The organism is Blastococcus sp. SYSU DS0510, assembly GCF_054050835.1.
Window position 1 is genome coordinate 32,310 of record NZ_JBJHAC010000029.1, and the last position, 21,925, is coordinate 54,234.

Genomic DNA, 21,925 nt, shown 5'->3' on the forward strand with positions numbered 1-21,925 from the left:
CCCGAGCACCCGCGCCCGACGTCTACGGGATCAGGACGGGCGGGTGCCGACGGCGAAGACCCGCCGGAAGGGCAGCAGCGTGGTGCCGTCGGGGCGCTGCGGGTAGGCCTGCCGCAGGGCGGCGGCGTAGGCGTCGGTGAACGCGGTCGCGGCGGCGTCGTCCAGCCGGGCGAGCACCGGGCGCAGCACCGTCGAACGCACCCAGGTCAGCACCGCGTCGGGCCCGGTCAGCACGTGCAGGTACGTGGTCTCCCAGACGTCGGGCAGGAGTCCGGCGGCGGTCAGCACCTCGGCGTACCCGGCGGGCTCGAGGACGGTGTCCGCCCGCGGCGCGACGTCGGCGGTGCGGTCGGCCCACTCCGGGCTCCGGCACAGGTCGGCGAGCAGCGCGTGGGTGGGGGCACGGAAGTTGCCCGGCACCTGCACGGCCAGCCAGCCGCCCGCGGGGAGCGCCGCGGCCCAGCGCCCCATCAGCTCCGGGTGCCCGGGCACCCAGTGGAGGACGGCGTTGCTGACGACCACGTCCACCGGACCGGGGGGCGCCCAGTCGCGCACGTCGCCGAGGCGGAACTGCACGCCGTGCCCGGTGGCGGCCTCCGCGGCGGCGAGCATCTCGGGGGAGGAGTCGACACCGGTGATGCCGGCCCCGGGCCAGCGCCGGGCCAGCGAGGCGGTCAGCGAGCCCTCGCCGCAGCCCAGGTCGACGACGCTCCGCGGGGCCTCGGCGCCGACCCGGGCGAGGAGGTCGACGAAGGGCCGCGCCCGCTCGCCGGCGAAGCGCAGGTAGGCGTCGGGCCGCCATGGACCGGCCGCGCCGCCCGCCGAGCCCGCTGTACCCGTCACCGGCCGCACCCTAGTCCGCGGCGTGGACGTCGGTGGGACCGTGCGGATCAGTTCGACCCGACCGGGCAGGAAGGAGCCGGAATCGTCTCGGCCGACCGGTACCGTTGCCCCGCTGGGGCCCGCTCCGTCCCGGTGCCCTCCGACCTTGGGAGCCCGCGATTCCGGTCGAGCCGACGCCCCCGGTACCCCCGTCCGACGGGGCTGCCGGTGCTGCCCCGGGTGACGGTCTGCCGCCCGCCGGCACGCCGGTGCCGCCGTCGGCGGGGCCGCCGCTGACCGAGGTCGCCGAGGACGGCGGACCCTCGGGTGCGTCCGCCTCGGGCGCGGACGGCTCCGGCGCGGTGGGTACCGCGGCCAAGATCCGCGCGGTGCTGCGGGTGCGCGACTTCCGCAAGCTCTGGCTGTCGACGCTGCTGTCGAGCTTCGGCGACTGGCTGGGCCTGCTGGCCATCACCGTGACGGCGACGCTGACCTTCGACGACTACGCCGCGCAGAACTTCGCGCTGGCCGGCGTCCTGCTGTTCCGGCTGCTCCCGGCCATCGTGCTCGGTCCGGTCGCCGGTGCCTTCGCCGACCGGTTCGACCGGCGCAAGACGATGGTGGTCACCGACATCTTCCGCTTCGGGCTGTTCGCCTCGATCCCGATCGTCGACAACCTGATCTGGCTGTTCATCGCCCAGTTCGTCATCGAGGCCTTCAGCCTGTTCTGGATCCCGGCCAAGGACGCCGCCGTCCCGAACATGCTCCGCAAGGACCAGCTGGAGGCGGCCAACCAGCTCTCGCTGGTCACCACCTACGGGTTGACGCCGGTGATCGCGGCCATCGTCTTCGCGGTGCTCACCAGCGTGGGCGGCCAGGTCAGCACCCTGCTGCCCGGGGTGAACGAGGTGGACCTCGCCCTCTACCTGAACGCCCTCACGTTCCTGGTCGCCGCCGTGGTCATCTGGAACCTGCCGTCCATCAGCGGCCGCCGCGCCGCCGGTGAGGTCGTCGGCCAGCAGGAGAGCTTCCTGGGCTCGCTGGTGAAGGGCTTCTCCTTCGCCGGCCACACCCGGCTCGTCCGGGGCCTCGTCGTGGGCATCACCGGGGCGTTCGTCGCGGCGGGCGCGATCATCGCCACCGGCCAGGCCTACGTCGAGGTGCTCGGCGGCGGGGAGGCGGCCTACGGGCTGCTGTTCGGGGCGGTCTTCATCGGCCTGGGGCTCGGTATCGGGATCGGCCCGAGCGTCGCCCGGGACCTGGCCCGGGAGCGGATCTTCGGGGTGGCGATCGTCGGCGCCGGCATCGCGGTGCTGCTGCTGTCCTGGTCCTTCGCGCTGTGGATCTCGCTGCTGCTCGTGGTCCTCATGGGGTTCTTCGCCGGCATGGCCTTCCTGGCCGGCATCACCCTGATCGGCACCGAGGTGGAGGACGAGATCCGGGGCCGCACGTTCGCCATCGTGCAGTCCCTGGTGCGGGCGTCGCTGATCGTCTCCCTCGCCCTGGTCCCGATCGGGGTGGGCCTGATCGGGCGGCAGGAACTCGACCTCGGCGCCTTCGCGCTGCCGCTCTCCGGCGAGCGGATCATGCTGTTCGCGGCCGGGCTGCTCGCCGTGGGCGTCGGGTTGGCGGCCTACCGGCAGATGGACGACGGCCGTCCGGTGCCGCTCCTCGCCGACGTCGTCACCGCGCTGCGCCGCGACACCACGGCCCGGCGACGGCTGGCCGGAGGCGGGGTGCTCATCGCCTTCGAGGGCGGGGAGGGCGCCGGCAAGTCCACCCAGGTGCGCCGGCTGCAGGAGTGGCTCAGCGACGAGGGGCTGACGGCCCGGGCCTCCTTCGAGCCCGGCGCGACCCCACCGGGCGCGGGCATCCGCTCCATCGTGCTCGACCGGGCCCAGGTGGGCATCGCGCCGCGGACGGAGGCGCTGCTCTACGCCGCCGACCGCGCGCAGCACGTGCACGAGGTGCTGCGGCCTGCGCTCGACGCCGGCGAGGTCGTCATCACCGACCGGTTCATCGACAGCTCGCTGGCCTACCAGGGGGCCGGGCGCACCATCCCGCTCGACGACGTCCGCATGCTCTCCCGCTGGGCCGCGCAGGGGCTGCGCCCCGACCTGACCATCCTGCTGGACCTCCCGCCGGAGGTGGGGCTGGCCCGCGCCCGCGGCCGGGCCGCCGCCGACCGGCTGGAGTCGGAGTCGCTGGAGTTCCACCAGCGCGTGCGGCGGACCTTCCAGGAGCTCGCCGAGGCCGACCCCGACCGATACCTGGTGCTCGACGCGCGGCGATCGCCGGACGAGCTCGCGGCGGCCATCCGGGTGCGGGTGGCCGAGCTGCTCTCCGGCCTGCCCCTGCAGACCCCCGCCGCGCCGGCCACGAGCCCGGAGGCCCAGCCGGAGCCGGAGCTCCGGGATGACGGCCGGGTCGAGCCCGCGTCCCGCCACCCGCACGCCCAGACCGGCGCCACGCCGCAGCTGCACCCGTGACGGCCCCGGTGGTGGCGCCCGACGAGGGCGTCTGGACGCAGGTGATCGGGCAGCCGGCGGTGGTGGCCGAGCTGCGGGCGGCGATCGCCGACCCGACCGCGATGACGCACGCCTGGCTGTTCACGGGCCCGCCCGGTTCGGGCCGTTCGGTGGCTGCCCGGGCCTTCGCCGCGGCGCTGCAGTGCCCCGCGGGCGGCGACGGCACCTGCCACGCCTGCCGCACGGTGCTGACCGGCACGCACGCCGACGTGCACGTCATCGTGCCCGACGGGCTCTCCATCGGTGTGCTCGAGGCGCGCGAGCTGGTGCGGGTGGCAGGGCGGGCGCCGTCCCAGGGGCGCTGGCAGATGATCATCGTCGAGGACGCCGACCGGATGAGCGAGGCGGCCGCGAACGCCGTGCTCAAGATGATCGAGGAGCCACCGCCGCGGACGGTGGTGATGCTCTGCGCGCCGAGCCTGCACCCGGACGACGTGCCGGTCACCATCCGGTCCCGCTGCCGGGTGGTCGCGCTGCGCACCCCGACGGTGGACGCGATCGCCGAGGTGCTGGTCCGGCGCGACGGCGTCGCCCCGGCGCTCGCCGCCTGGTCGGCGGCCGCCTCGGGCGGGCACGTCGGCCGGGCCCGGCGGCTGGCCCGCGACGAGGAGGCGCGGATGACGCGCAAGGCCGTGCTGGACGTCCCGCTCCGGCTGGTCTCGCTCGCCGCCTGCCTCGACGCCGCCGACGACCTCGTCGGTTCGGCCAAGGAGGAGACCGAGGCCGCTACCGGGGCGCTGGACGGCGCCGAGACGGAGGCGCTGAAGACGAGCCTCGGCATGGGTGCGCGGGGGCCGGGCGTCGTCGCGGCCAGCCGGGGCGGTGCCGGCCAGCTCAAGGAGCTCGAGCGCCGGCAGAAGTCCCGGGCCACCCGGATCGGGCGGGATTCGCTCGACCGGGCCCTGGTGGACCTGGCGGGGCTCTACCGGGACGCGCTGGTCCTCGACTCCGCACCGGCGGAGCAGCTCCCGCTCAACCACCCGGACCGCCGCGCCGACGCCGAGGAGCTGGCGCGCCGGATCGGCGCCGAGGGAGCGCTGCGCCGCATCGACGCGATCCTGGCCTGCCGCGAAGCGCTGGAGCAGAACGTGAAGCCGCAGGTGGCCGTGGAGGCGCTCACCGTCGCGCTGCGCCTGCCCTCCTGACACCGCGGACCCTGCGCGGAGCGCGCGGAAGGGTGTCGTACGCTAGGCGGGCAGTTCGCCGCCTTAGCTCAGTCGGTAGAGCATCTCACTCGTAATGAGAAGGTCGTCGGTTCGATTCCGACAGGCGGCTCTCGCTCGGAGAGCGGGCTCTCACCAGGGCCGTCCCGTACCGAGGTCAGAGCCCCTCCCACCGGTATGCCGATGGCTAGAGTCGCCGTCAGTGTCAGGGTGCTGACGCCGCACCGGCTGGTTGCGGTGGTTGGGATCCTGGCCGGTGGTGGTCTGGCTCGTAGGGTCGCTTTCGCTCTTCGGGGTTGGCGATTATGCGTTGTGCCGATCACCGCTGGTCAGGGCCGACCGGCGTGACTTAATAGCGCCTCTATGTGTCAAGCGTGGTGCTGCGGGATGCGCTGCTGGTCGGCGAGCAGGCGCTTGTAGATCACGTTGGTCAGCTGCCGGTTGAGGCTTCGCCGAGCCTCGGCGGGGGCGTCTTGGCCTGGGTGAGCTTCCGCCTGTAGTGGTCACGGCCCGCTCCATCGTCGCGAGCCTGGTAGACCGCCACGACGTGGATGGCGGCGTTGAGTTGGCGGTTGCCAGCGCGGGAGAGCCGGTGTCGACGAAGGTCGCCACTGGAGGCCTCAATCGGTGCGGTGCCGCAGTAGCTGGCGAAGTGATGCCGGCTGGGAAACCGACTGACATCGCCAGTGTGCGCGACGATCTTGGCGGCCGTGACCGGGCCGAGTCGTGGATCCCGGTCAGCGAGCTGCCGTTCTCCTGCAGTGCAGCGGTCAGCGTTTTGGTTGCTCCCTTGATCGCCAACTCGAGTCGACGGACGTCGGCGAGCAGGTCGCGGGCCAGACTCTTGCGTAGCTGGTCGGGCGCGGTCAGGGGGCGGATCGTTCGCAGGAGGGCGCCGGCCTGCCGCGTGCTGAGGTCACGCTTGGCGCCCCCGGGATGCAGGTCGCGCAGCAGCACGTGCAGCCGGTTCATGGTGCGAGTGCGCTCGGCGACCAGGTCGTCGCGACGGTCAGACAGCAGCCGCATGATCACCGTGTGGTCCTCCGCCCGAACCGGCCGCAACCACACGTTGCGCTGGGCGACCGCGGCCACCGATGCGGCGTCGGTGACGTCGGTCTTTCGTGCGCTACCCGAACCGAGCAGACGGGCACGGGCGGCGAGCTTGGCCGGTACGTCCAGTACCTGCTCCTCGGCGGTGGCCAGCAGCTGCGCGACACCACGGACCAGATCGGTGGCACCGTCCACGGCCCAGTGACGGTCCTGCCAGCTCTGCGCCCAGGCGAGCAGCTGAGCCCCGAGGTTCTCAGTCACCGGCAGGCGCACCGTCCCGAGGTCGCGGCCGGTCGGGTCCACCGCGACCGCGGTCAGGGAGCTCTCATGCGGGTCGATCCCGATCGTGATCACGTGCTGCCTCTCGTCGCGAATGCAGGAGTCTCCGCGGCGGGCAGCTGACTTCAGGATGGGGTCACGCCTCTGTTGAGCCACGCCACGGCGAGTGCCGGGCGGGCGCGGCAAGCTATCAGTGAGCCAGCCCGTAGGCGGCAAGGAGCACTGCCAGCCAGCCCGCCCGGCATTCTTGGACGCCAGAGCTGCAGACCCAGCGACCTGCGGCTATCCAACAAGTCAGGAGCGTGGCAGCGTCCCCACTGAGGTGTGTCCGCCGGCCGGCCCGACCGTCCCTTTTCGGACTGGAGAGGAGGCCCCTTCATGGTGGTCATGGTTGGGATCGACGTCCACAAGCAGACCCACTGCGCGGTCGCGGTCGACCAAGCCGGGCGGCAGGTCGGTGGGCCGCTGACGGTGCGGGCGACCGACGCCGGGCACCGGCAGCTGCTGGGCTGGGCCGTCAGTGAGTTCACCGCTGCCGTGGTGTTCGCGGTGGAGGACTGCCGGCATGTCTCCGCCCGGCTGGAGCGGGCCCTGCTGGACGCCGGTGCCGCGGTGGTGCGGGTGCCGCCCAAGCTGATGGCCCAGACCCGCACCAGCGCCCGCACCCGGGGCAAGTCCGATCCGATCGACGCGCTGGCGATCGCCCGTGAGGCGCTGCGCGAGCCGGATCTGCCGCGCGCCCAGCACACCCACGCCTCCCGGGAGCTCAAGCTGCTGGTCGACCACCGCGAGGACCTGGTCGCCACCCGCACACGGCTGCAGAACCGGCTGCGCTGGCGGCTGCACGAGCTCGACCCGGAGTTCGACGTGCCCGCCCGTGGATTAGACCTGAGCCGGCACCAGGACCGGGCGCAGGCCCGACTCGAGGAGCTACCGGCCAGCACGCTGCGACGGATCGCGCTGGAGGAGCTGGCCGACATCCGGACTCTCACCGGCCGGATCAGCGCGCTAGATAAGGACCTCACCACGCTGGTGCGGGCGCAGACCCCGCAGCTGCTCGTACTGCCCGGCTGCGGGCCGCTGATGGCGGCCAAGCTGCTGGGTGAGACGGCCAACCCGGCCCGATTTTGATCCGAGGCCTGTTTCGCCATGCACGCCGGGGTCGCTTCCATCCCGGCGTCCTCGGGCAAGACCGACCGGCACCGACTGGCCCGCGGTGGTAACCGGCAACTCAACGCCGCCCTACACCGCTTCGCGGCCACCCAGATCCGCCTCGACGGTCTGGGCGGGCCTACTACCAGCGCCGACGCGCCAACGGAGACACCAGCATGGGACCCCTACGAGCCCTCAAACGACGCCTCGCCCGGGTGGTCCTCCACCACCTCCGACCCACCGACCAGCTCGCCGCGGCGCCCCTGCCGCAGGCGGCTTGAGATAGGAGCAACGCATGCCCGATCGACTCGCGCCCGAACATCTCTCCGTCCAGGAGGTTCTCGGGTTGCCTCCCATGAGAGGGGCCTCCGTGGTCGCCGGTGCCGCTGGACTCACCGCCGAAGTCGTGCGCATGAACATGATGGAGGTGCCGGACGTGCTGCCCTGGGTGAGGGCGGGGGAGATCCTGGTCACCTCGGGGTACCCGATGCAGGACTTCGACGACGAGCAACTGGTCGCCCTGATCGAGGGATTGAAGCGCAAGGGCGTCGCTGCCCTGGTCGTCAAGATCGGCGGGAGATACATCGGCGGCTTTTCCCCGGTGGTGACCAGGCGTGCGGACGAACTGCACTTCCCCGTCGTCGCCATGCCTCTCGACCTGGCCTTCACCGATCTGCAGGAGACCTACTTCTCGGAGGTGATCGACCGCCACCGGCAGGCCCTGGCGAGCCAGGCCCGGGTCCGTGAGTTCGGGGAGTACCTGCGCCAACTCGTGAACGAGCGATCATCGGCTTCCGAGCTGGAACTCGCTGCGGTCTTCGAGCTGCTGGCGGTCCCGATCGGCACATCGGTCCACGTCTGCGTGCTGAGGGCAGACAGCGCGCTCACGCTGAGCTCCTACCAGCTGCTCAGCGAGCGCATCACCAGATCGATGGACACGGCTGCACACCGTGTCCTGATCTTCCCTTATGCGGATCACATCCTGCTTGTCGTGCCGCAGCGCTGCGCGCAGGATGTGCTGGCTTCGCTCCGGGGCGTCCTGGAAGCGCTGGCACGCGGCGATCAGGCGATCAGGTGTGGCGTCGGCAACCTGGCCGAGTCCCTCGTCGAGTGGCGACGCTCGTTCGGCCAGGCGAACCGGGCGCTCCAGGTCACAGCAGGAGATCCGCGTGCCCGCACGGAGCGGATCCAGTGGTTCTCCGACACGGGGATCCACCAGCTGGTCGATGCGCTGGTCAGCCAGGGACTGGCGCCGGCCTTCGTCCAGAACGCCCTGGGAGTCCTCCATCATGACGACGAACTCCTGGGCACGTTGCACGTCTTGTTGATGAACAATTGCTCGATCACCAGAACCGCCACCGAGATGACGTTCCACTACAACACCATTCGGAACCGCCTGGCGCGTCTGGAGTCCCTGGTCGGCCCCTTCGTCGACAGCGGGCACCGCCGAGCCGAACTGCTGCTGGCCTGCGAGACCAGGAGTCGCCTCACGGGGGAGGTCGCCGGCTCGCTGGATCAGAATGGCAGCGGCTGACATTCTGGCGCCGTGAGAGTGGCTGGAATGAACATTGCCTGCCTCTTGGCCGGGTCCTACGTTCGACGCGCGTGACGTCCCTCACATCCAGCGGACGGGTCTGGGAGACGGGTCGTCGCACGACAGCTCATTCGGATGATCAGGAGATCTTCATGCCCATCGGATTCTGGATCGCAATCGCCCTGCAAATCTCGATCCTCCTGGCCGCGTTCCTCCTGAGCGGCAGGTTCCTCGCCCGAGTGCTCGACGACGAGGAGAGGCTGGGGGTCGACCGATGAGCTGGACAGTCGCCACCGTGTTCATCGTCTACTTCCTCGCCGTCTTCGCGGTCGGGCTCTTCGCGGGGCGCAAGACGAAGGGGACCACGGAGTCCTTCTATCTCGGTGACCGCGGCATCTCCGGCCCCCTCACCGCGCTGACGTACCTGGCCAGCATGGTGAGCGCCGGCGCCCTCATCGGCTGGACGTCCCTCTCGATGCTCTGGGGGCCCTTCTTCGTCTGGGTCGCCGTGTTCTTCACCCTCGCCATCTTCCTGACCTGGTACCTGCTGGGGCCGCGGGTCATGGTGCTGGCGAAGCGGACCGGCGCGGTCACCATTCCCGACTTCATGCACGCGCGGTTCTACGGGAAGTCTCCCCGACTGGCCTCGGCTCTCGTCCTGCTCGTGTTCCTGGTGCCGCTGCTGGCCGCCAACTACTTCGCAGCCGGCCTCCTGATCGAGCACTTGACGCCGTTCGGCTACACGAGTGGTGTCTGGGTGTTCGGCGCTCTGGTCTTCCTCTACGTGGCGTTCGGTGGCTTTCGCGCGGTCGTGTGGACCGACGCCATCCAGGGTCTGATGCTGGCCATCGGAGCGTCCATCCTGCTCGCCGTCGCCGTCTACGAGGTCGGCTTCGGGGGCCTGGGTGGCGCGCTGTCGGAGAACAACCCGGCGGGAATGGTGTCCTGGCCCACCGACATAGAACCGGGTAGCTCCTACTTCGTCTCGTTCATCATGCTGAGCTTCTTCGGAGCCTTCGGTGCGCCGTACTTCATCGTGCGGTTCTTCTCCGTGCGGAACGGGCGCTCCCTGAGGCACGGGTTCCTGCTGGTGATGTCGTTGGTTGCCGTCCTGGAGATCGTCATCGTCCTGATCGGCCTGTACGCGCGATCGCTGTTCCCCGAGCTGACGGAGGAGCCGGACAGCACGTTCCTCGTGATGACGGAGGAGTTGCTGCCGGTATTCGTCAGCACGATCGTCCTCGCTGCTCTTGCGGCCGCCATGATGTCGACGATCGACTCGATCCTCCTGGTGCTGGCATCGACGGTCGAGAACGACATCCTGACGAAGACTCTCGACCTCTCGCTGAGCAATCACCAACGGGTGCTCGTTGCCAGGGGGACGACACTCGTCATCGGCGTGCTCAGCATCATCTACGCGCTGAACCCGCCCGAGCTGCTCGCTTTCCTGCTCTACCCCGCTTTCGGCGTGCTGGGCTTGGTCTTCGGGCTTCTCTTCGTCGGCTCGGTGTTCTGGCCCCGCTTCAACAAGCAGGGGGCGCTGACCGTGATGATCGTGGCGCCGGTCTCCTTTATCGTGTGGAACCAGCTCGGCAACCCGATGGGGCTATACCACATCCAGGTGGCCTTGCTGTGCACCCTGCCGGCCATGGTGGCGGTGACCTACCTGACTCCTCCACCGCCGGCTCGGGTGATCGAGCAGTTCTTCCCGGCCCCGCGCGCCCGCGAGGGCGCTCGATCGGGGAGCCCGGATGCCAGGTAGTTCGCCATCACCTCTGCCGACGGCCGGAGACATCACCGGTCTCGATGCATCGACACTGGCCGAGCTCATGCGAGACGGTGATGTCTCCGCCGCCGAGGTGATGCGCGCCTGTCTGACCAGGATCTCCGAGAGGAACGGGGAACTGAACGCCCTCGTCACCGTCCAGGAGGAGGACGTCCTCCTGCAGGCGGCGGCCGAGGCGGACGCGCAGTTGCGGCGTGGCGAACACCGGCCACTAACCGGGATCCCGGTGGTGGTCAAGGACAACATCGCGACCGCCGGCATGCGGACGACCTGGGGCAGCAGACTGCTCGCCGACCACGTTCCGCGGGCCGACGCCTCGGCGGTCGCGCGGTTGCGAGAAGCGGGCGCCATCGTGCTCGGCAAGGGGAACACTCCGGAGTTCGCGTCAGACATCCAGACGGACAACGACGTCTTCGGGCCGACCCGTAACCCGCTCGATCCCGCGCTCACGCCAGGCGGCTCGAGCGGGGGTGTCAGCGCTGCCGTGGCAGCCGGTTTCGCGCCGCTCGGTATCGGGACCGACTACGGTGGCTCGGTCCGCTGGCCGGCCCAGTGCGTCGGGCTCGCGGGGATGAGGCCCACCTGCGGATTGATCCCGGGGACGGGCCAGTTCGCCCACTCCTATCGCGACCAGGGGCTGCCCAACTCGCTCGGTTTCCAGGCGAGGCTGCAGACGATCGGGCCGCTCACTCGTTCGGTGGACGACCTCGAGCTGGCGCTGGAGGTCATGTCCGGTCCGGACGGCAAGGATCCGCACGCGGTGCCGGTGCCCCTCGTCCCGTCCGCCGCGGTGGAACTGTCGCGTCTCCGGGTCGGCTGGTTGCCGGGTGAAGGAAGCCATCCGGTGCGGGCGGACATCCTCGACGTGCTCCGCGAACTCGTCGACACGCTGCAGGCCTCGGGCTCGAGCGTCGAGGAGCGAGATCCCGGCGTGCTCCGGACAGCGGAGGAGGTCTTCACCCGGGTCCGGGCGATCGAGGGCATGGCCGACATCCGCCCGCTCGTGGAAGGGAGGGAAGCCCAGCTCAGTCCTCAGCTCAGGGAGGTGCTGGCGGCGAGGCCCGGCCACGTCGACGAGTACCTGGAGGCGATGGCCGAGCGTGACTACCTGCGGATGCGGCTGCTCCAGATGCTGGACGAGTTCCCGATCCTCCTGATGCCCGTCTCACTGACCCTCTCCTTCCCCCTCGGAGTTCGTGAACTGGCAGTCGACGGGAACCAGGTGGGCTACTGGAAGCTCCTCGCTCCGTGCCGCGCGATCAGCCTCTTCGAAGTACCTGTGGCATCGGTCCTGTGCGGGCGGTCACGGGAAGGGATGCCCGTCTCCGTGCAGGTCATCGGCCGCCCGTTCCACGACCACGAGGTGCTCGCGATGGCACGCCGGATCGCGGGTCTCGTCCCGGATCCACTGGGCGCCGCCGGCCTCGGCACGTCCGGAGCCGGTCGGGGGTGGCGGCCGGAGAAAGCGCGCTCGCCCCGGATCTGACCGAGCCGCCGAACGGTCGCGGGGTCGGCTGACGGCGGCACGCCCCTCAGGGGTGTGCCGCCGTCGGTGCGTCCGGCGCGGGAAGACGGCCCTCCTGCAGGGTCCCGCCGCGGGCGGTGGGGGCGAGAGGGTCCTTCCTCAGTGGTGCGCCGAGCTGTTCTTGGCGCGCTCGATCGAAGCCAGGATCTCGGCCTCCGCGGCCTCGCGGCCGACCCACTCGGCGCCCTCGACCGACTTGCCGGGCTCGAGGTCCTTGTAGGTCTCGAAGAAGTGCTGGATCTCGAGGCGGTCGAACTCCGACACGTCCTCGATCTCCTTGAGGTGCGCCACCCGCGGGTCCGTCGCCGGCACGCAGAGGACCTTGTCGTCCCCTCCCGCCTCGTCGGTCATGCGGAACATGCCGATGGCCCGGCACGTGACCAGGCATCCCGGGAACGTCGGCTCCTCGAGGATCACCAGGGCATCCAGCGGGTCGCCGTCCTGCCCCAGGGTGTTCTCGATGTAGCCGTAGTCCGCCGGGTAGCGGGTGGAGGTGAACAGCATCCGGTCCAAGCGGATGCGTCCGGTCTCATGGTCCAGCTCGTACTTGTTCCGCTGGCCCTTCGGGATTTCTACCGTCACGTCGAACTGCACGAACGTAGTGTGGCCCACGGGGGCTGGTCCGGTCGGCGGAGGCCCCCCTGTAGGGGGTGGGCACCATCTCGTCGAGCGGCTCGACGATCGTCACGGCCAACTACGGCCGCTTCCGGCGGCGCGTCACGATCGGCATCGTCGCGCTCGTGCTGCTGCTCGCCGGCGGTGGCGTCGGTCTGGGCGTCGTCCTGGGTCCCGACGCCGGTGCCGGGGGTGACGCCGTGGCCGTCCCCGACGCCGTGCTGCCCGACCTCGGTGCGGCCGATCCGGTGCTGGCCGGGCTGTCCTCGGACGCCCCCGTGCCCGACCCCGCCGTCCTGGAGGTCGCGCTCACCCCGCTGGTCACCGGACCCCCGCTGGGTCCGGGGACGACGGCCCAGGTGGTCGACGTCGCCACCGGTGCGGTCCTCTACGACCGGGACGCCGGGGCCCCGCTGACGCCCGCCTCCACCGCGAAACTGCTCACCGCCACCGCCGCGCTCACCACCCTCGACCCGGCCGAGACGTTCGAGACCCGCGTGGTCGCCGGCTCCGCTCCCGGCGAGGTGGTGCTCGTCGGCGGCGGCGACCCGACGCTGTCGCGCACCGAGCCGTCGCTGACCTACCCCGGCGCCCCGACGATGTCCGACCTGGCCACCCAGGTGGTCGCCGCGCTCCCCGCGGGCACCGCCGTCTCCCGCGTGGTGGTCGACAGCTCGCTGTTCAGCGGCCCGCTGACCGCCAGCGGCTGGGGGCCCGGTGACGCGCCCTCCAGCTACGCCGCGCCGATCACCGCGACCGCCGTCGACGGCGCCCGGGTGAGCCCGGGTGCGACCGCGCGCAGCGGGCAGCCCGGGCTGGACGCGGGCGTCGCCCTCGCCGACGCCCTCGGCGCCCCCGGCGCCGCCGTGGTCCTCGGCCAGGCCCCCGCCGGCGCGCGCACCCTCGGCTCCGTGGAGTCCGCGCCGGTCGCCCGCCTGGTCGAGCAGGCGCTGTCCCTGTCCGACAACGTGCTGGCCGAGGCGCTGGCCCGGCACGTGGCGCTGACTCGCGGGGAGCCGGCCACCTTCGAGGGAGCCGCGCAGGCCGTCCTCGCGGCGCTGGACGAGGCCGGGCTCGACGTCACCGGGGTCACCCTGGCCGACGGCAGCGGCCTGTCCCGCGAGGACGTCGTCACCGCCGAGCTGCTCACCGCCCTGGTCGCCGGCGCCGCCGACGGCAGCCTCGGCGACGCCGCGGGCCTGCTGACCGGTCTGCCGGTCGCCGGCTACGACGGCACGCTCGCCGACCGGGGCGACGACGACCCGGCGACCGCGCCCGGCACGGTGCGCGCGAAGACCGGCACCCTCCTGGGGGTCAACGCCCTGGCCGGCACCGTGGTGACGGCGGACGGCCGGCTCCTGGCCTTCGCCGTGGTGGCCGACGAGGCGACCGGCAGCGAGGTGGCCGCGGAGGCGGCGCTCGACGACTTCGCCGCGACCCTCGCCGCCTGCGGCTGTTGAAGGACCCCGTGCTCCTCACCGCTCGCAGGCTCGCGGCGAGCGTCTCGACCAGGCCGGAGGATTGGCGCCCGCGCGTAGGGTGAGCCAATGAGCAGCGCCTCCTCGATGGTCGACTGGGACCTCGCCGGACGCACGGCCCGCCGGCTGGTCAGCAGCGGTCCGAGCACCACGCGGGAGGAGGCTGCCGCGGTCGTCGCGGAACTGCACCGCGCCGCCGCCACCGCCGTCGCGCACGTCGAGGCCCTGACCGGGCTGCGGCCGGTGCCCGGGGGCCCGGTCCCCGAGGTCGCCGTCGTGGACCGCCCGGGCTGGTCGGACGCCAACGCCCGCGGCATGGCCGCCCTGCTCGACCCGCTGGTCGACAAGCTCGCCGAGCGCACGGGCAACCGCCCCGGCCCCCTCGCCACCGCGATCGGCTCGCGCGCCACCGGGGTCCAGGCCGGCGCGCTGCTGGGCTTCCTCTCCTCGCGCGTGCTGGGCCAGTACGAGGTCTTCGGCACCGGTGGCCGGCTGCTGCTGGTGGCGCCGAACATCGTGGCGACCGAGCGGAAGCTGGGCGTCGACCCGTCGGACTTCCGGCTGTGGGTCTGCCTGCACGAGGTCACCCACCAGCTGCAGTTCACCGGCGTCCCCTGGCTCACCGGCTACCTCGAGGGGCAGATCGAGGAGTTCGTCGCCGCCACCGACCTGGCCCCCGACGTGCTGCGCGAGCGCCTGCAGGACCTGCTGCGCAGCCTCGGCGACGCCGTGCGCGGCGGTAGCGGGGACGGCGCCCCCGAGGGGTTGATGGCGCTGGTGCGCGACCCGGCGCAGCGGGCGGTCCTGGACCGGGTGACCGCGGTGATGAGCCTGGTCGAGGGCCACGCCGAGTACGTGATGGACGGCGTCGGGCCCGAGGTCGTCCCGTCGGTGCGCACGCTGCGCAAGCGGTTCGCCCAGCGGCGCAAGGGCCGGGGCCCGCTCGACCGCGTGCTGCGCCGGCTGCTGGGCCTGGAGCAGAAGATGAAGCAGTACGCCGACGGCCGGCACTTCGTCGGCGGCGTGGTGGAGCTCGCCGGCATGGAGGGCTTCAACCGCGTCTGGGAGGGCCCGGCGAACCTGCCGCTGATCGAGGAGCTCACCGCGCCCCACCTGTGGGTCGAGCGCGTGCTCGGGCGCCCGGCGCTGCCCGCCTGAGAGCGGTGAGCGGGCCACCCCGCGCGGTCGCGGAGCTGCGGCGCGCGGTCCGCGAGGGGCTGCACGCCGACGACCGGCCGGTGCTCGCCGCCTGCAGCGGGGGAGCGGACTCGGTGGCCCTGGCCGCCGCCCTCGCCTTCGAGGCACGCCACGCCGGCGCGCGGGTCGGCGGGGTCACCGTCGACCACGGCCTGCAGCCGGGCTCGGCCGCGCGCGCGGAGGGCACCGCCGCGGTGCTGCGCGGGCTCGGGCTCGACCCGGTCCTCGTGCTCACCGCCCGGGTGGGCGCCGGCGGTGGCCCGGAGGCCGCCGCCCGCGCCGCCCGCTACACCACGCTGGGCGCCGCGGCGCGGGAGCACAGCGCCCGCGTCGCCCTCGGCCACACCCTCGACGACCAGGCCGAGACCGTCCTCCTCGGCCTGGGCCGTGGCTCGGGCCCCCGCTCGGTGGCCGGCATGGTGCCCGAGCGCGCCGCCGACGGCGTCCGCTGGTGGCGCCCGCTCCTCGGCGTGCGCCGGGCCACCACCCGGCAGGCCTGCGCCGACCAGGGCCTGCCCGTGTGGGACGACCCGTGGAACGCCGACCCCGCCTACACCCGGGTGCGGCTGCGCACCGAGGCCCTGCCGCTGCTGGAGGAGGTCCTCGGGGGCGGCGTCGCCCCGGCGCTGGCCCGCACCGCCCAGCTGCTGCGGGAGGACCTCGACGCCCTCGACGACCTGGCGGCCGCCGAGCTGGCGCGGCTGGCCGCGGAAGCCGGGGACGGCGGGCTGCCCGCCCGGCCGCTCGGGGCGCTGCCGGCCGCGCTCCGCCGGCGGGTGCTGCGCGGCTGGCTGCGCGGCGCCGGCGTCCCCGACCTGCAGGCGGTCCACCTGAGCGCGGTCGAGAGCCTGGTCACCCGCTGGCGGGGGCAGGGGGTGGTCGACCTACCCGGCGGCGCGGGCGTCGACCGGGCGTCTGGCACTCTGGTGCTGCTGCCGCCGGAGCACCGGCGGAGCACCCCCGGACCCGCACCCCACGAGGAGCACACTCCGTGACGGAGCCTGCCAGCATGCCCGGCGCACTCGGTCCCGACCACGGCTACGGCCCGGACATCGACCACGTCCTGCTCAGCGAGGACGAGATCCGCGGCAAGATCGCCGAGCTCGCCGCCGCGGTCGCCGCTGACTACGCCGGCCGGGAGGTCCTCCTCGTCGGTGTGCTCAAGGGCGCGGTGCTGTTCATGAGCGACTTCGCCCGCGCGCTGCAGCTGCCCACCCAGATGGAGTTCATGGCGGTCTCCTCGTACGGGTCGTCCACCAGCTCCTCCGGCGTCGTGCGCATCCTCAAGGACCTCGACCGCGACATCACCGGCAAGCACGTGCTGGTGCTCGAGGACATCATTGACTCCGGGCTGACGCTGTCCTGGCTGCTCAAGAACCTCGGCGGCCGGGCGCCGGCGTCACTCGAGGTCTGCGCCCTGCTGCGCAAGCCCGACGCGGTCAAGGTCGACGTCCCGGTCAAGTACATCGGCTTCGACATCGCCAACGAGTTCGTCGTCGGGTACGGCCTGGACTACGCCGAGCGGTACCGCGACCTCCCCTACATCGCCACGCTCAAGCCGGCGGTCTACTCCTCCTGAGGGAAGCGCCGGAGCTCCCAGCTCGCACGCAGGAGATCCCCAGGTCCACCGGTGTACCGTCGATCCCGACGACGCTGCCCGAGCGCCGGGGTCCCTGCCCGGGCCGTTTGGCGGCGTCCCCGGGACGATCAGGAGGGTCGACGGGCGCCCACGGGCGCCCGGCATCGGTGTATGGAACGTAAGAAGATCTTCCGCTCGGTGTGGTTCTGGGTCGTCCTGGTCATCCTGCTGGCCCTGACCGTCTCGTCGCTGTTCAGCGGCGAGGGCAGCAGGCAGGAGATCACCACCTCGACGGCCCTCGAGCAGATCGAGACCGGCAACGTCGAGTCGGCCACGCTCAACACCAAGGAGCAGACCCTCGACCTGGACCTCGCCGACGAGGTCGAGGGCAGCACCGAGGTGACGACGTCCTACCCGGTGGCGGTCGAGGGCGACATCGTCGACCTCCTGCGCGCCCAGGAGGGCGAGGAGTTCGACACCAACGTCACCCAGGACAGCCTCCTGGTGAGCCTGCTGGTCAGCTTCCTGCCCTTCCTGATCCTGCTCCTGCTGCTCTTCTGGCTGTTCAACTCAATGCAGGGCGGCGGCCGCGGCGTCATGGCCTTCGGCAAGTCCAAGGCCAAGCAGATCACCAAGGACATGCCGAAGACGACGTTCTCCGACGTCGCCGGCGCGGACGAGGCGATCGAGGAGCTGCACGAGATCAAGGACTTCCTCGCCAACCCGGTCAAGTTCCAGGCCGTCGGCGCGAAGATCCCCAAGGGTGTGCTGCTGTTCGGCCCGCCCGGCACCGGCAAGACCCTGCTGGCCCGCGCCGTCGCCGGCGAGGCCGGCGTGCCGTTCTTCTCCATCTCCGGGTCGGACTTCGTCGAGATGTTCGTCGGCGTCGGCGCCAGCCGGGTCCGCGACCTGTTCAACCAGGCCAAGGAGAACTCCCCGGCGATCATCTTCATCGACGAGATCGACGCCGTCGGTCGTCAGCGCGGCGCCGGCATGGGCGGCGGCCACGACGAGCGCGAGCAGACGCTGAACCAGATGCTCGTCGAGATGGACGGCTTCGACGTCAAGGGCGGGGTCATCCTGATCGCCGCCACCAACCGGCCCGACGTCCTGGACCCCGCGCTCCTGCGCCCGGGCCGCTTCGACCGGCAGATCGCCGTCGACCGCCCCGACCTGGAGGGCCGCAAGCGGATCCTCGAGGTGCACGCCAAGGGCAAGCCGCTCGCGCCTGACGTCGACCTCGAGACCGTGGCGCGCCGCACGCCGGGCTTCACCGGCGCCGACCTCGCCAACGTGCTCAACGAGGGCGCGCTGCTCACCGCCCGCAACAACGGCTCGCTGATCACCGACGCCACCCTCGAGGAGGCGATCGACCGCGTCATCGCCGGCCCCGAGCGCAAGACCCGGGCGATGAGCGAGAAGGAGAAGAAGGTCACCGCCTACCACGAGGGCGGGCACGCCCTGGTGGCGCACGCGTTGCCCAACCTGGACCCGGTGCACAAGGTGACGATCCTTCCGCGCGGGCGCTCGCTGGGGCACACCCTCGTGCTGCCGACCGAGGACAAGTACACCCAGACCCGGTCGGAGATGATCGACACCCTCGCCTACGCCCTCGGCGGGCGGGCGGCCGAGGAGCTGGTCTTCCACGAGCCGACCACCGGTGCCGGCAACGACATCGAGAAGGCCACCTCCATGGCCCGCGCGATGGTCACCCAGTACGGCATGAGCGCCAAGCTGGGTGCGGTGAAGTACGGCAGCAGCAACTCCGAGCCGTTCCTCGGCCGGGACATGGGTTCCCGCCCCGACTACTCCGAAGCCGTCGCCGCCGACATCGACGCGGAGATCCGCGCGCTCATCGAGGCTGCGCACGACGAGGCGTGGGAGATCCTGGTCGAGTACCGGCACGTCCTCGACCAGCTGGTGCTGGAGCTGATGGAGAAGGAGACGCTGTCCAAGGACGACATGGCGCGCATCTGCGCGCCGGTCGCCAAGCGGCCGGCGCTCGCCCCCTACAACGGCTTCGGCAAGCGCACCCCGTCCAACCAGCCGCCGGTGCTCACGCCGGCGGAGCGGGCCGGGCAGAACGGGTCGGGGCACGACACGACCCCGGTCGGCGACGTCGGGGCCCCGGTCCAGAGGTGAGCGAGCTCCCGAGCTCACCCGGGGGCGGAGCAGCGCCGCGAACGCGGACGACGACCGCCGACGAGGAGGGGCAGTGAGCGAGATCCCGGCCGAACCCGAGGACCTGCTGCTGGCACCGGCTCGCGGGGTCGACCAGGAGCGGGCGGCCGCGGCGGTCCGCGAGCTGCTCATCGCGGTGGGCGAGGACCCCGACCGGCCGGGGCTGCAGGAGACCCCCGCGCGGGTCGCGCGGGCCTACGCGGAGACCTTGGCCGGGCTCTGGCAGGACCCGTACGACGTCCTCGCGACGACGTTCGAGGAAGATCACGACGAGCTCGTGCTGGTCAAGGACATCCCGATGTACTCGACCTGCGAGCACCACCTCGTGCCCTTCCACGGGATGGCGCACGTCGCCTACATCCCCGGCGAGGACGGCCGCGTCACCGGGCTCTCCAAGCTCGCCCGGCTGGTCGAGGTCTACGCCCGCCGCCCCCAGGTGCAGGAGCGGATGACCCGCCAGATCGCCGACGCCCTCGACGACGTGCTCAAGCCACGCGGCGTGCTGGTCGTCGTCCAGGCCGAGCACCTGTGCATGGCCATGCGCGGCATCCGCAAGCCGGGCTCCTCGACGGTCACCTCCGCGGTCCGCGGCATCTTCCGCGACAACGCGGCGACCCGCAGCGAGGCGATGGGCCTCGTCCTCGGCCGGTGAGCGGGGCCCGTCGATGACCGCCGCCGCGCTGCCACGACCGGGCCGCTGCCTGGTGATGGGCGTCCTGAACGTCACGCCGGACTCCTTCTCCGACGGCGGCTGCTTCGCCGACCCGGACACCGCCATCGCGCACGGTCTGGCGATGCACGCCGCGGGCGCGGACTACGTCGACGTCGGCGGTGAGTCCACCCGCCCGGGCGCCGACCGGGTGGACGCCGACGAGGAGTGCCGCCGCGTGCTCCCGGTGATCCGCGAGCTCTCCGCCGCGGGCGTGCGCACCAGCGTCGACACCACCCGCGCCGAGGTGGCCGAGGCCGCGCTGGTCGCCGGGGCGGTGCTGGTCAACGACGTCAGCGGCGGGCTGGCCGACAAGAACATGGCCGACCTGGTCGCCGACGCCGGGGTGCCGTGGGTGCTCATGCACTGGCGTGGCCACAGCCGGGAGATGTACGCGGCCGCGCAGTACGGCGACGTCGTCACCGAGGTCTGCGCGGAGCTCACCGCCCGGGTGGAGGACGTCGTCGCCGCGGGCGTGCGCCCCGACCAGCTGGTGATCGACCCGGGCCTGGGCTTCGCCAAGCGCGCCGAGCACAACTGGGCCCTGCTGGCCGGGCTCGACCGGCTCGTCGCCGTGGGGCTGCCCGTGCTCGTCGGCGCCTCCCGGAAGACCTTCCTGGGTCGGCTGCTCGCCGCGTCCGACGGCCGGCCCCGTCCCGCCGAGGAGCGCGACGCCGCGACCCTGGCGACCACGGTGCTCGCCGCGGAGGCCGGTGCGTGGGGCGTGCGCGTCCACGACGCCGGCGCTTCGGTGGACGCCGTCCGAACCGTGGCCGCGGTCCGCGCGGCGAGAGGAGCCGGCCGTGGCCACCCCTGACCGCATCGCCGTCCGCGGCGTCCGCGCGCACGCCCACCACGGCGTCTACGCCTTCGAGCGCGAGCGGGGGCAGGTGTTCCGCGTCGACGCCGTCCTGGAGCTCGACACCTCCGCGGCCGCGGCCGACGACGACCTGGCGCGCACGGTGAACTACGCCGACATCGCGCAGCGGCTGCACCGCGTGCTCGCCGGCGAGCCGGTGCACCTGCTCGAGACGCTCGCCCAGCGGCTGGCCGACGTCTGCCTCGCCGACGAGCTCGTCGACGCCGTCGAGATCACCGTGCACAAGCCGGAGGCCGAGCTCGGGGTGCCGTTCGACGACGTGACGGTGACCATCCGGCGCGAGCGCGCATGAGCCGGGCCGTCCTCTCCCTGGGCGCCAACCTCGGTGACCGCGCCGGAGCGCTCCGCGCCGCGATCACCGCGCTGAAGGACGACGGCGTGCTCGTCGCCCGCTCCACGCTGTACGAGACCCCGCCGTGGGGCCCGGTCGAGCAGCCGCCCTACCTGAACGCCGTCGCCGTCGTCCGCGGCGATCGGGACGCCCGGGGCTGGCTCGCGCGGGCCCGGGAGCTCGAGGAGGCGGCCGGCCGGACCCGCGAGCTGCGGTGGGGTGCCCGCACCCTCGACGTCGACGTGGTCACCGTGACCGGCGACGACGGCGCGCCCGTGCTCTCCGACGACCCCGCGCTGACCCTGCCGCACCCCCGGGCGCACGAGCGCGCGTTCGTGCTGGTGCCGTGGGCGACCCTCGACCCGACCGCCCAGCTCCCCGGCCGCGGCCGGGTCGCCGACCTGGTGGCCGCGCTCGACCCCGCCGACGTGGCGGCGGTCGTGCGCTGGGACCACCTCCACTAGGCCGCCCCGTGACCCCCGTCCGCCGCCGCGACCTCGTCGTCCTCGCCCTCGGGCTCACCGTGGCCGCGTGGCTGCTGGTGCGTGCCTGGTACGGCGAGCTGCCGCCGCTGCGCTGGTGGCTGCCCGCGCCGCTGGCGGTCCTGGCCCTCGGCGAGGCCCTGGGAGCGCGGGTGCTGACGACCCGGCTGCGGGCGCTGCGCGAGGCGCGGGCCGGGCGGGGCCCCACCGGGCGCGACGCCGCGGGCGTCCGCCCGGTCGAGCCGATGCTGGTCGCGCGGCTCGCGGTGCTGGCCCAGGCGAGCGCCTACGTGGGCGCCGTCGTCACCGGGGTCTGGCTGGGCGTCCTCGCCTACACCGGCCCCGCCGTGGGCCGGCTGCAGGCGGCCGGCAACGACACGGTCACCGCGCTGCTGGGCCTGCTGGCCTCCCTCGCACTGGTCGCCGCGGCGCTGTGGCTCGAGTCCGCCTGCCGGGTGCCGCCCGGCTCGACCGACGACGAGCCGGCCCCCGGGGTCAGCGCCTAGCTGTACCCGGCCAGGACGTTGGTGACGGCGGCCGGACTTGAACGCAGGAGAACCTCCGAGTGGGGTGTGGCTTCCTAAGGCCCACATCCGCCCGGAGGTTCTCGTGTCCCACGGTAATGCCCGCACCA

The 21,925-nt window shown here is 72.6% G+C and carries 20 protein-coding genes, 1 tRNA gene and 2 pseudogenes; 19 read left to right on the plus strand and 4 right to left on the minus strand.

Annotated features, from left to right (window positions below; genetic code table 11):
• Window positions 1–30 precede the first annotated feature (30 nt).
• The gene (locus ACI79P_RS19400; protein WP_456582698.1) at window positions 31–843 is read right to left on the minus strand and encodes a trans-aconitate 2-methyltransferase; all 813 of its coding nucleotides are present in this window, start codon (window positions 841–843) and stop codon (window positions 31–33) included.
• 248 nt (window positions 844–1,091) lie between these two features.
• On the opposite strand from ACI79P_RS19400, the gene tmk reads away from it, so the two are divergent.
• The 3 genes from tmk to ACI79P_RS19415 all read left to right on the plus strand — a co-directional run bounded on the left by tmk (window position 1,092) and on the right by ACI79P_RS19415 (window position 4,625).
• Window positions 1,092–3,311: a dTMP kinase gene (tmk, locus tag ACI79P_RS19405; protein ID WP_456582699.1), complete on the plus strand. Its 2,220-nt coding sequence runs from the start codon at window positions 1,092–1,094 to the stop codon at window positions 3,309–3,311.
• Window positions 3,308–4,495 carry a DNA polymerase III subunit delta' gene (locus tag ACI79P_RS19410; RefSeq protein WP_456582700.1) on the plus strand — a complete coding sequence of 396 codons (1,188 nt, stop codon included), beginning with the start codon at window positions 3,308–3,310 and terminating at the stop codon, window positions 4,493–4,495. The genes tmk and ACI79P_RS19410 overlap by 4 nt, the downstream gene beginning before the upstream one ends.
• A gap of 57 nt (window positions 4,496–4,552) precedes the next feature.
• A tRNA-Thr gene (locus ACI79P_RS19415) sits at window positions 4,553–4,625 on the plus strand.
• Window positions 4,626–4,943: 318 nt separating this feature from the next.
• Here ACI79P_RS19415 and ACI79P_RS19420 read toward each other — a convergent pair.
• Window positions 4,944–5,213, minus strand: a complete 270-nt coding sequence (locus ACI79P_RS19420; RefSeq protein ID WP_456582718.1) for a transposase — start codon at window positions 5,211–5,213, stop codon at window positions 4,944–4,946.
• Window positions 5,214–5,458: 245 nt separating this feature from the next.
• Window positions 5,459–5,998: pseudogene (locus ACI79P_RS19425) on the minus strand (IS110 family transposase); the annotation flags it as partial.
• Window positions 5,999–6,220: 222 nt separating this feature from the next.
• Between ACI79P_RS19425 and ACI79P_RS19430 the strand changes: the two are divergent.
• The 6 genes and pseudogenes from ACI79P_RS19430 to ACI79P_RS19455 all read left to right on the plus strand — a co-directional run bounded on the left by ACI79P_RS19430 (window position 6,221) and on the right by ACI79P_RS19455 (window position 11,800).
• Window positions 6,221–6,973 carry an IS110 family transposase gene (locus ACI79P_RS19430; protein ID WP_456582701.1) on the plus strand — a complete coding sequence of 251 codons (753 nt, stop codon included), beginning with the start codon at window positions 6,221–6,223 and terminating at the stop codon, window positions 6,971–6,973.
• An 18-nt stretch (window positions 6,974–6,991) separates the two neighbouring features.
• Window positions 6,992–7,060: pseudogene (locus ACI79P_RS19435) on the plus strand (hypothetical protein); the annotation flags it as partial.
• Window positions 7,061–7,289: 229 nt separating this feature from the next.
• A complete protein-coding gene (locus tag ACI79P_RS19440) occupies window positions 7,290–8,528 on the plus strand; it encodes a PucR family transcriptional regulator (RefSeq protein WP_456582702.1) in 1,239 nt (412 codons plus the stop codon).
• Between the two features lie 152 nt (window positions 8,529–8,680).
• Window positions 8,681–8,806, plus strand: coding sequence for a hypothetical protein (locus tag ACI79P_RS19445; protein WP_456582703.1), 126 nt, complete (start codon window positions 8,681–8,683; stop codon window positions 8,804–8,806).
• Between the two features lie 17 nt (window positions 8,807–8,823).
• Window positions 8,824–10,290, plus strand: coding sequence for a sodium:solute symporter family transporter (locus tag ACI79P_RS19450; protein WP_456582704.1), 1,467 nt, complete (start codon window positions 8,824–8,826; stop codon window positions 10,288–10,290).
• Window positions 10,280–11,800 (plus strand): amidase, encoded by a 1,521-nt coding sequence (locus ACI79P_RS19455; protein WP_456582705.1) that lies wholly within the window; start codon window positions 10,280–10,282, stop codon window positions 11,798–11,800. The genes ACI79P_RS19450 and ACI79P_RS19455 overlap by 11 nt, the downstream gene beginning before the upstream one ends.
• A gap of 138 nt (window positions 11,801–11,938) precedes the next feature.
• On the opposite strand, the gene ACI79P_RS19460 is transcribed toward ACI79P_RS19455, so the two are convergent.
• Window positions 11,939–12,433 carry an inorganic diphosphatase gene (locus ACI79P_RS19460; protein WP_456582706.1) on the minus strand — a complete coding sequence of 165 codons (495 nt, stop codon included), beginning with the start codon at window positions 12,431–12,433 and terminating at the stop codon, window positions 11,939–11,941.
• Window positions 12,434–12,489: 56 nt separating this feature from the next.
• Here ACI79P_RS19460 and dacB point away from each other — a divergent pair, with 56 nt between their 5' ends.
• From dacB to ACI79P_RS19510, 10 genes are all read left to right on the plus strand, one after another.
• Window positions 12,490–13,914: a D-alanyl-D-alanine carboxypeptidase/D-alanyl-D-alanine endopeptidase gene (gene dacB, locus ACI79P_RS19465; protein ID WP_456582707.1), complete on the plus strand. Its 1,425-nt coding sequence runs from the start codon at window positions 12,490–12,492 to the stop codon at window positions 13,912–13,914.
• Between the two features lie 87 nt (window positions 13,915–14,001).
• On the plus strand, window positions 14,002–15,090 hold the full coding sequence (locus tag ACI79P_RS19470; RefSeq protein ID WP_456582708.1) for a zinc-dependent metalloprotease: 1,089 nt from the start codon (window positions 14,002–14,004) through the stop codon (window positions 15,088–15,090).
• Window positions 15,091–15,095: 5 nt separating this feature from the next.
• On the plus strand, window positions 15,096–16,124 hold the full coding sequence (tilS, locus tag ACI79P_RS19475; RefSeq protein ID WP_456582709.1) for a tRNA lysidine(34) synthetase TilS: 1,029 nt from the start codon (window positions 15,096–15,098) through the stop codon (window positions 16,122–16,124).
• Window positions 16,125–16,138: 14 nt separating this feature from the next.
• Window positions 16,139–16,708 carry a hypoxanthine phosphoribosyltransferase gene (gene hpt / locus ACI79P_RS19480; RefSeq protein WP_456582710.1) on the plus strand — a complete coding sequence of 190 codons (570 nt, stop codon included), beginning with the start codon at window positions 16,139–16,141 and terminating at the stop codon, window positions 16,706–16,708.
• A gap of 171 nt (window positions 16,709–16,879) precedes the next feature.
• Entirely contained in the window at window positions 16,880–18,850 is a 1,971-nt protein-coding gene (gene ftsH, locus ACI79P_RS19485; RefSeq protein ID WP_456582711.1) for an ATP-dependent zinc metalloprotease FtsH, read from the plus strand.
• A gap of 73 nt (window positions 18,851–18,923) precedes the next feature.
• Complete coding sequence (gene folE / locus ACI79P_RS19490; RefSeq protein WP_456582712.1) at window positions 18,924–19,541, plus strand: GTP cyclohydrolase I FolE; 618 nt, start codon at window positions 18,924–18,926, stop codon at window positions 19,539–19,541.
• A 13-nt stretch (window positions 19,542–19,554) separates the two neighbouring features.
• Window positions 19,555–20,415, plus strand: a complete 861-nt coding sequence (folP, locus tag ACI79P_RS19495; protein ID WP_456582713.1) for a dihydropteroate synthase — start codon at window positions 19,555–19,557, stop codon at window positions 20,413–20,415.
• Window positions 20,402–20,770, plus strand: coding sequence for a dihydroneopterin aldolase (folB, locus tag ACI79P_RS19500; protein ID WP_456582714.1), 369 nt, complete (start codon window positions 20,402–20,404; stop codon window positions 20,768–20,770). Before folP ends, folB begins: the two co-directional genes overlap by 14 nt.
• The gene (gene folK / locus ACI79P_RS19505) at window positions 20,767–21,273 is read left to right on the plus strand and encodes a 2-amino-4-hydroxy-6-hydroxymethyldihydropteridine diphosphokinase (RefSeq protein ID WP_456582715.1); all 507 of its coding nucleotides are present in this window, start codon (window positions 20,767–20,769) and stop codon (window positions 21,271–21,273) included. Before folB ends, folK begins: the two co-directional genes overlap by 4 nt.
• 8 nt (window positions 21,274–21,281) lie before the next feature.
• Window positions 21,282–21,797, plus strand: a complete 516-nt coding sequence (locus ACI79P_RS19510; RefSeq protein WP_456582716.1) for a DUF3180 domain-containing protein — start codon at window positions 21,282–21,284, stop codon at window positions 21,795–21,797.
• Window positions 21,798–21,925 lie beyond the last annotated feature (128 nt).

Coding starts and splice junctions, on each gene's coding strand:
- ftsH (WP_456582711.1), top strand. CDS start 16,880: ATGGAACGTAAGAAGATCTTCCGCTCGGTGTGGTTCTGGGTCGTCCTG.
- hpt (WP_456582710.1), top strand. CDS start 16,139: ATGCCCGGCGCACTCGGTCCCGACCACGGCTACGGCCCGGACATCGAC.
- ACI79P_RS19470 (WP_456582708.1), top strand. CDS start 14,002: ATGAGCAGCGCCTCCTCGATGGTCGACTGGGACCTCGCCGGACGCACG.
- ACI79P_RS19455 (WP_456582705.1), top strand. CDS start 10,280: ATGCCAGGTAGTTCGCCATCACCTCTGCCGACGGCCGGAGACATCACC.
- ACI79P_RS19445 (WP_456582703.1), top strand. CDS start 8,681: ATGCCCATCGGATTCTGGATCGCAATCGCCCTGCAAATCTCGATCCTC.
- ACI79P_RS19440 (WP_456582702.1), top strand. CDS start 7,290: ATGCCCGATCGACTCGCGCCCGAACATCTCTCCGTCCAGGAGGTTCTC.
- ACI79P_RS19430 (WP_456582701.1), top strand. CDS start 6,221: ATGGTGGTCATGGTTGGGATCGACGTCCACAAGCAGACCCACTGCGCG.
- folK (WP_456582715.1), top strand. CDS start 20,767: ATGAGCCGGGCCGTCCTCTCCCTGGGCGCCAACCTCGGTGACCGCGCC.
- folP (WP_456582713.1), top strand. CDS start 19,555: ATGACCGCCGCCGCGCTGCCACGACCGGGCCGCTGCCTGGTGATGGGC.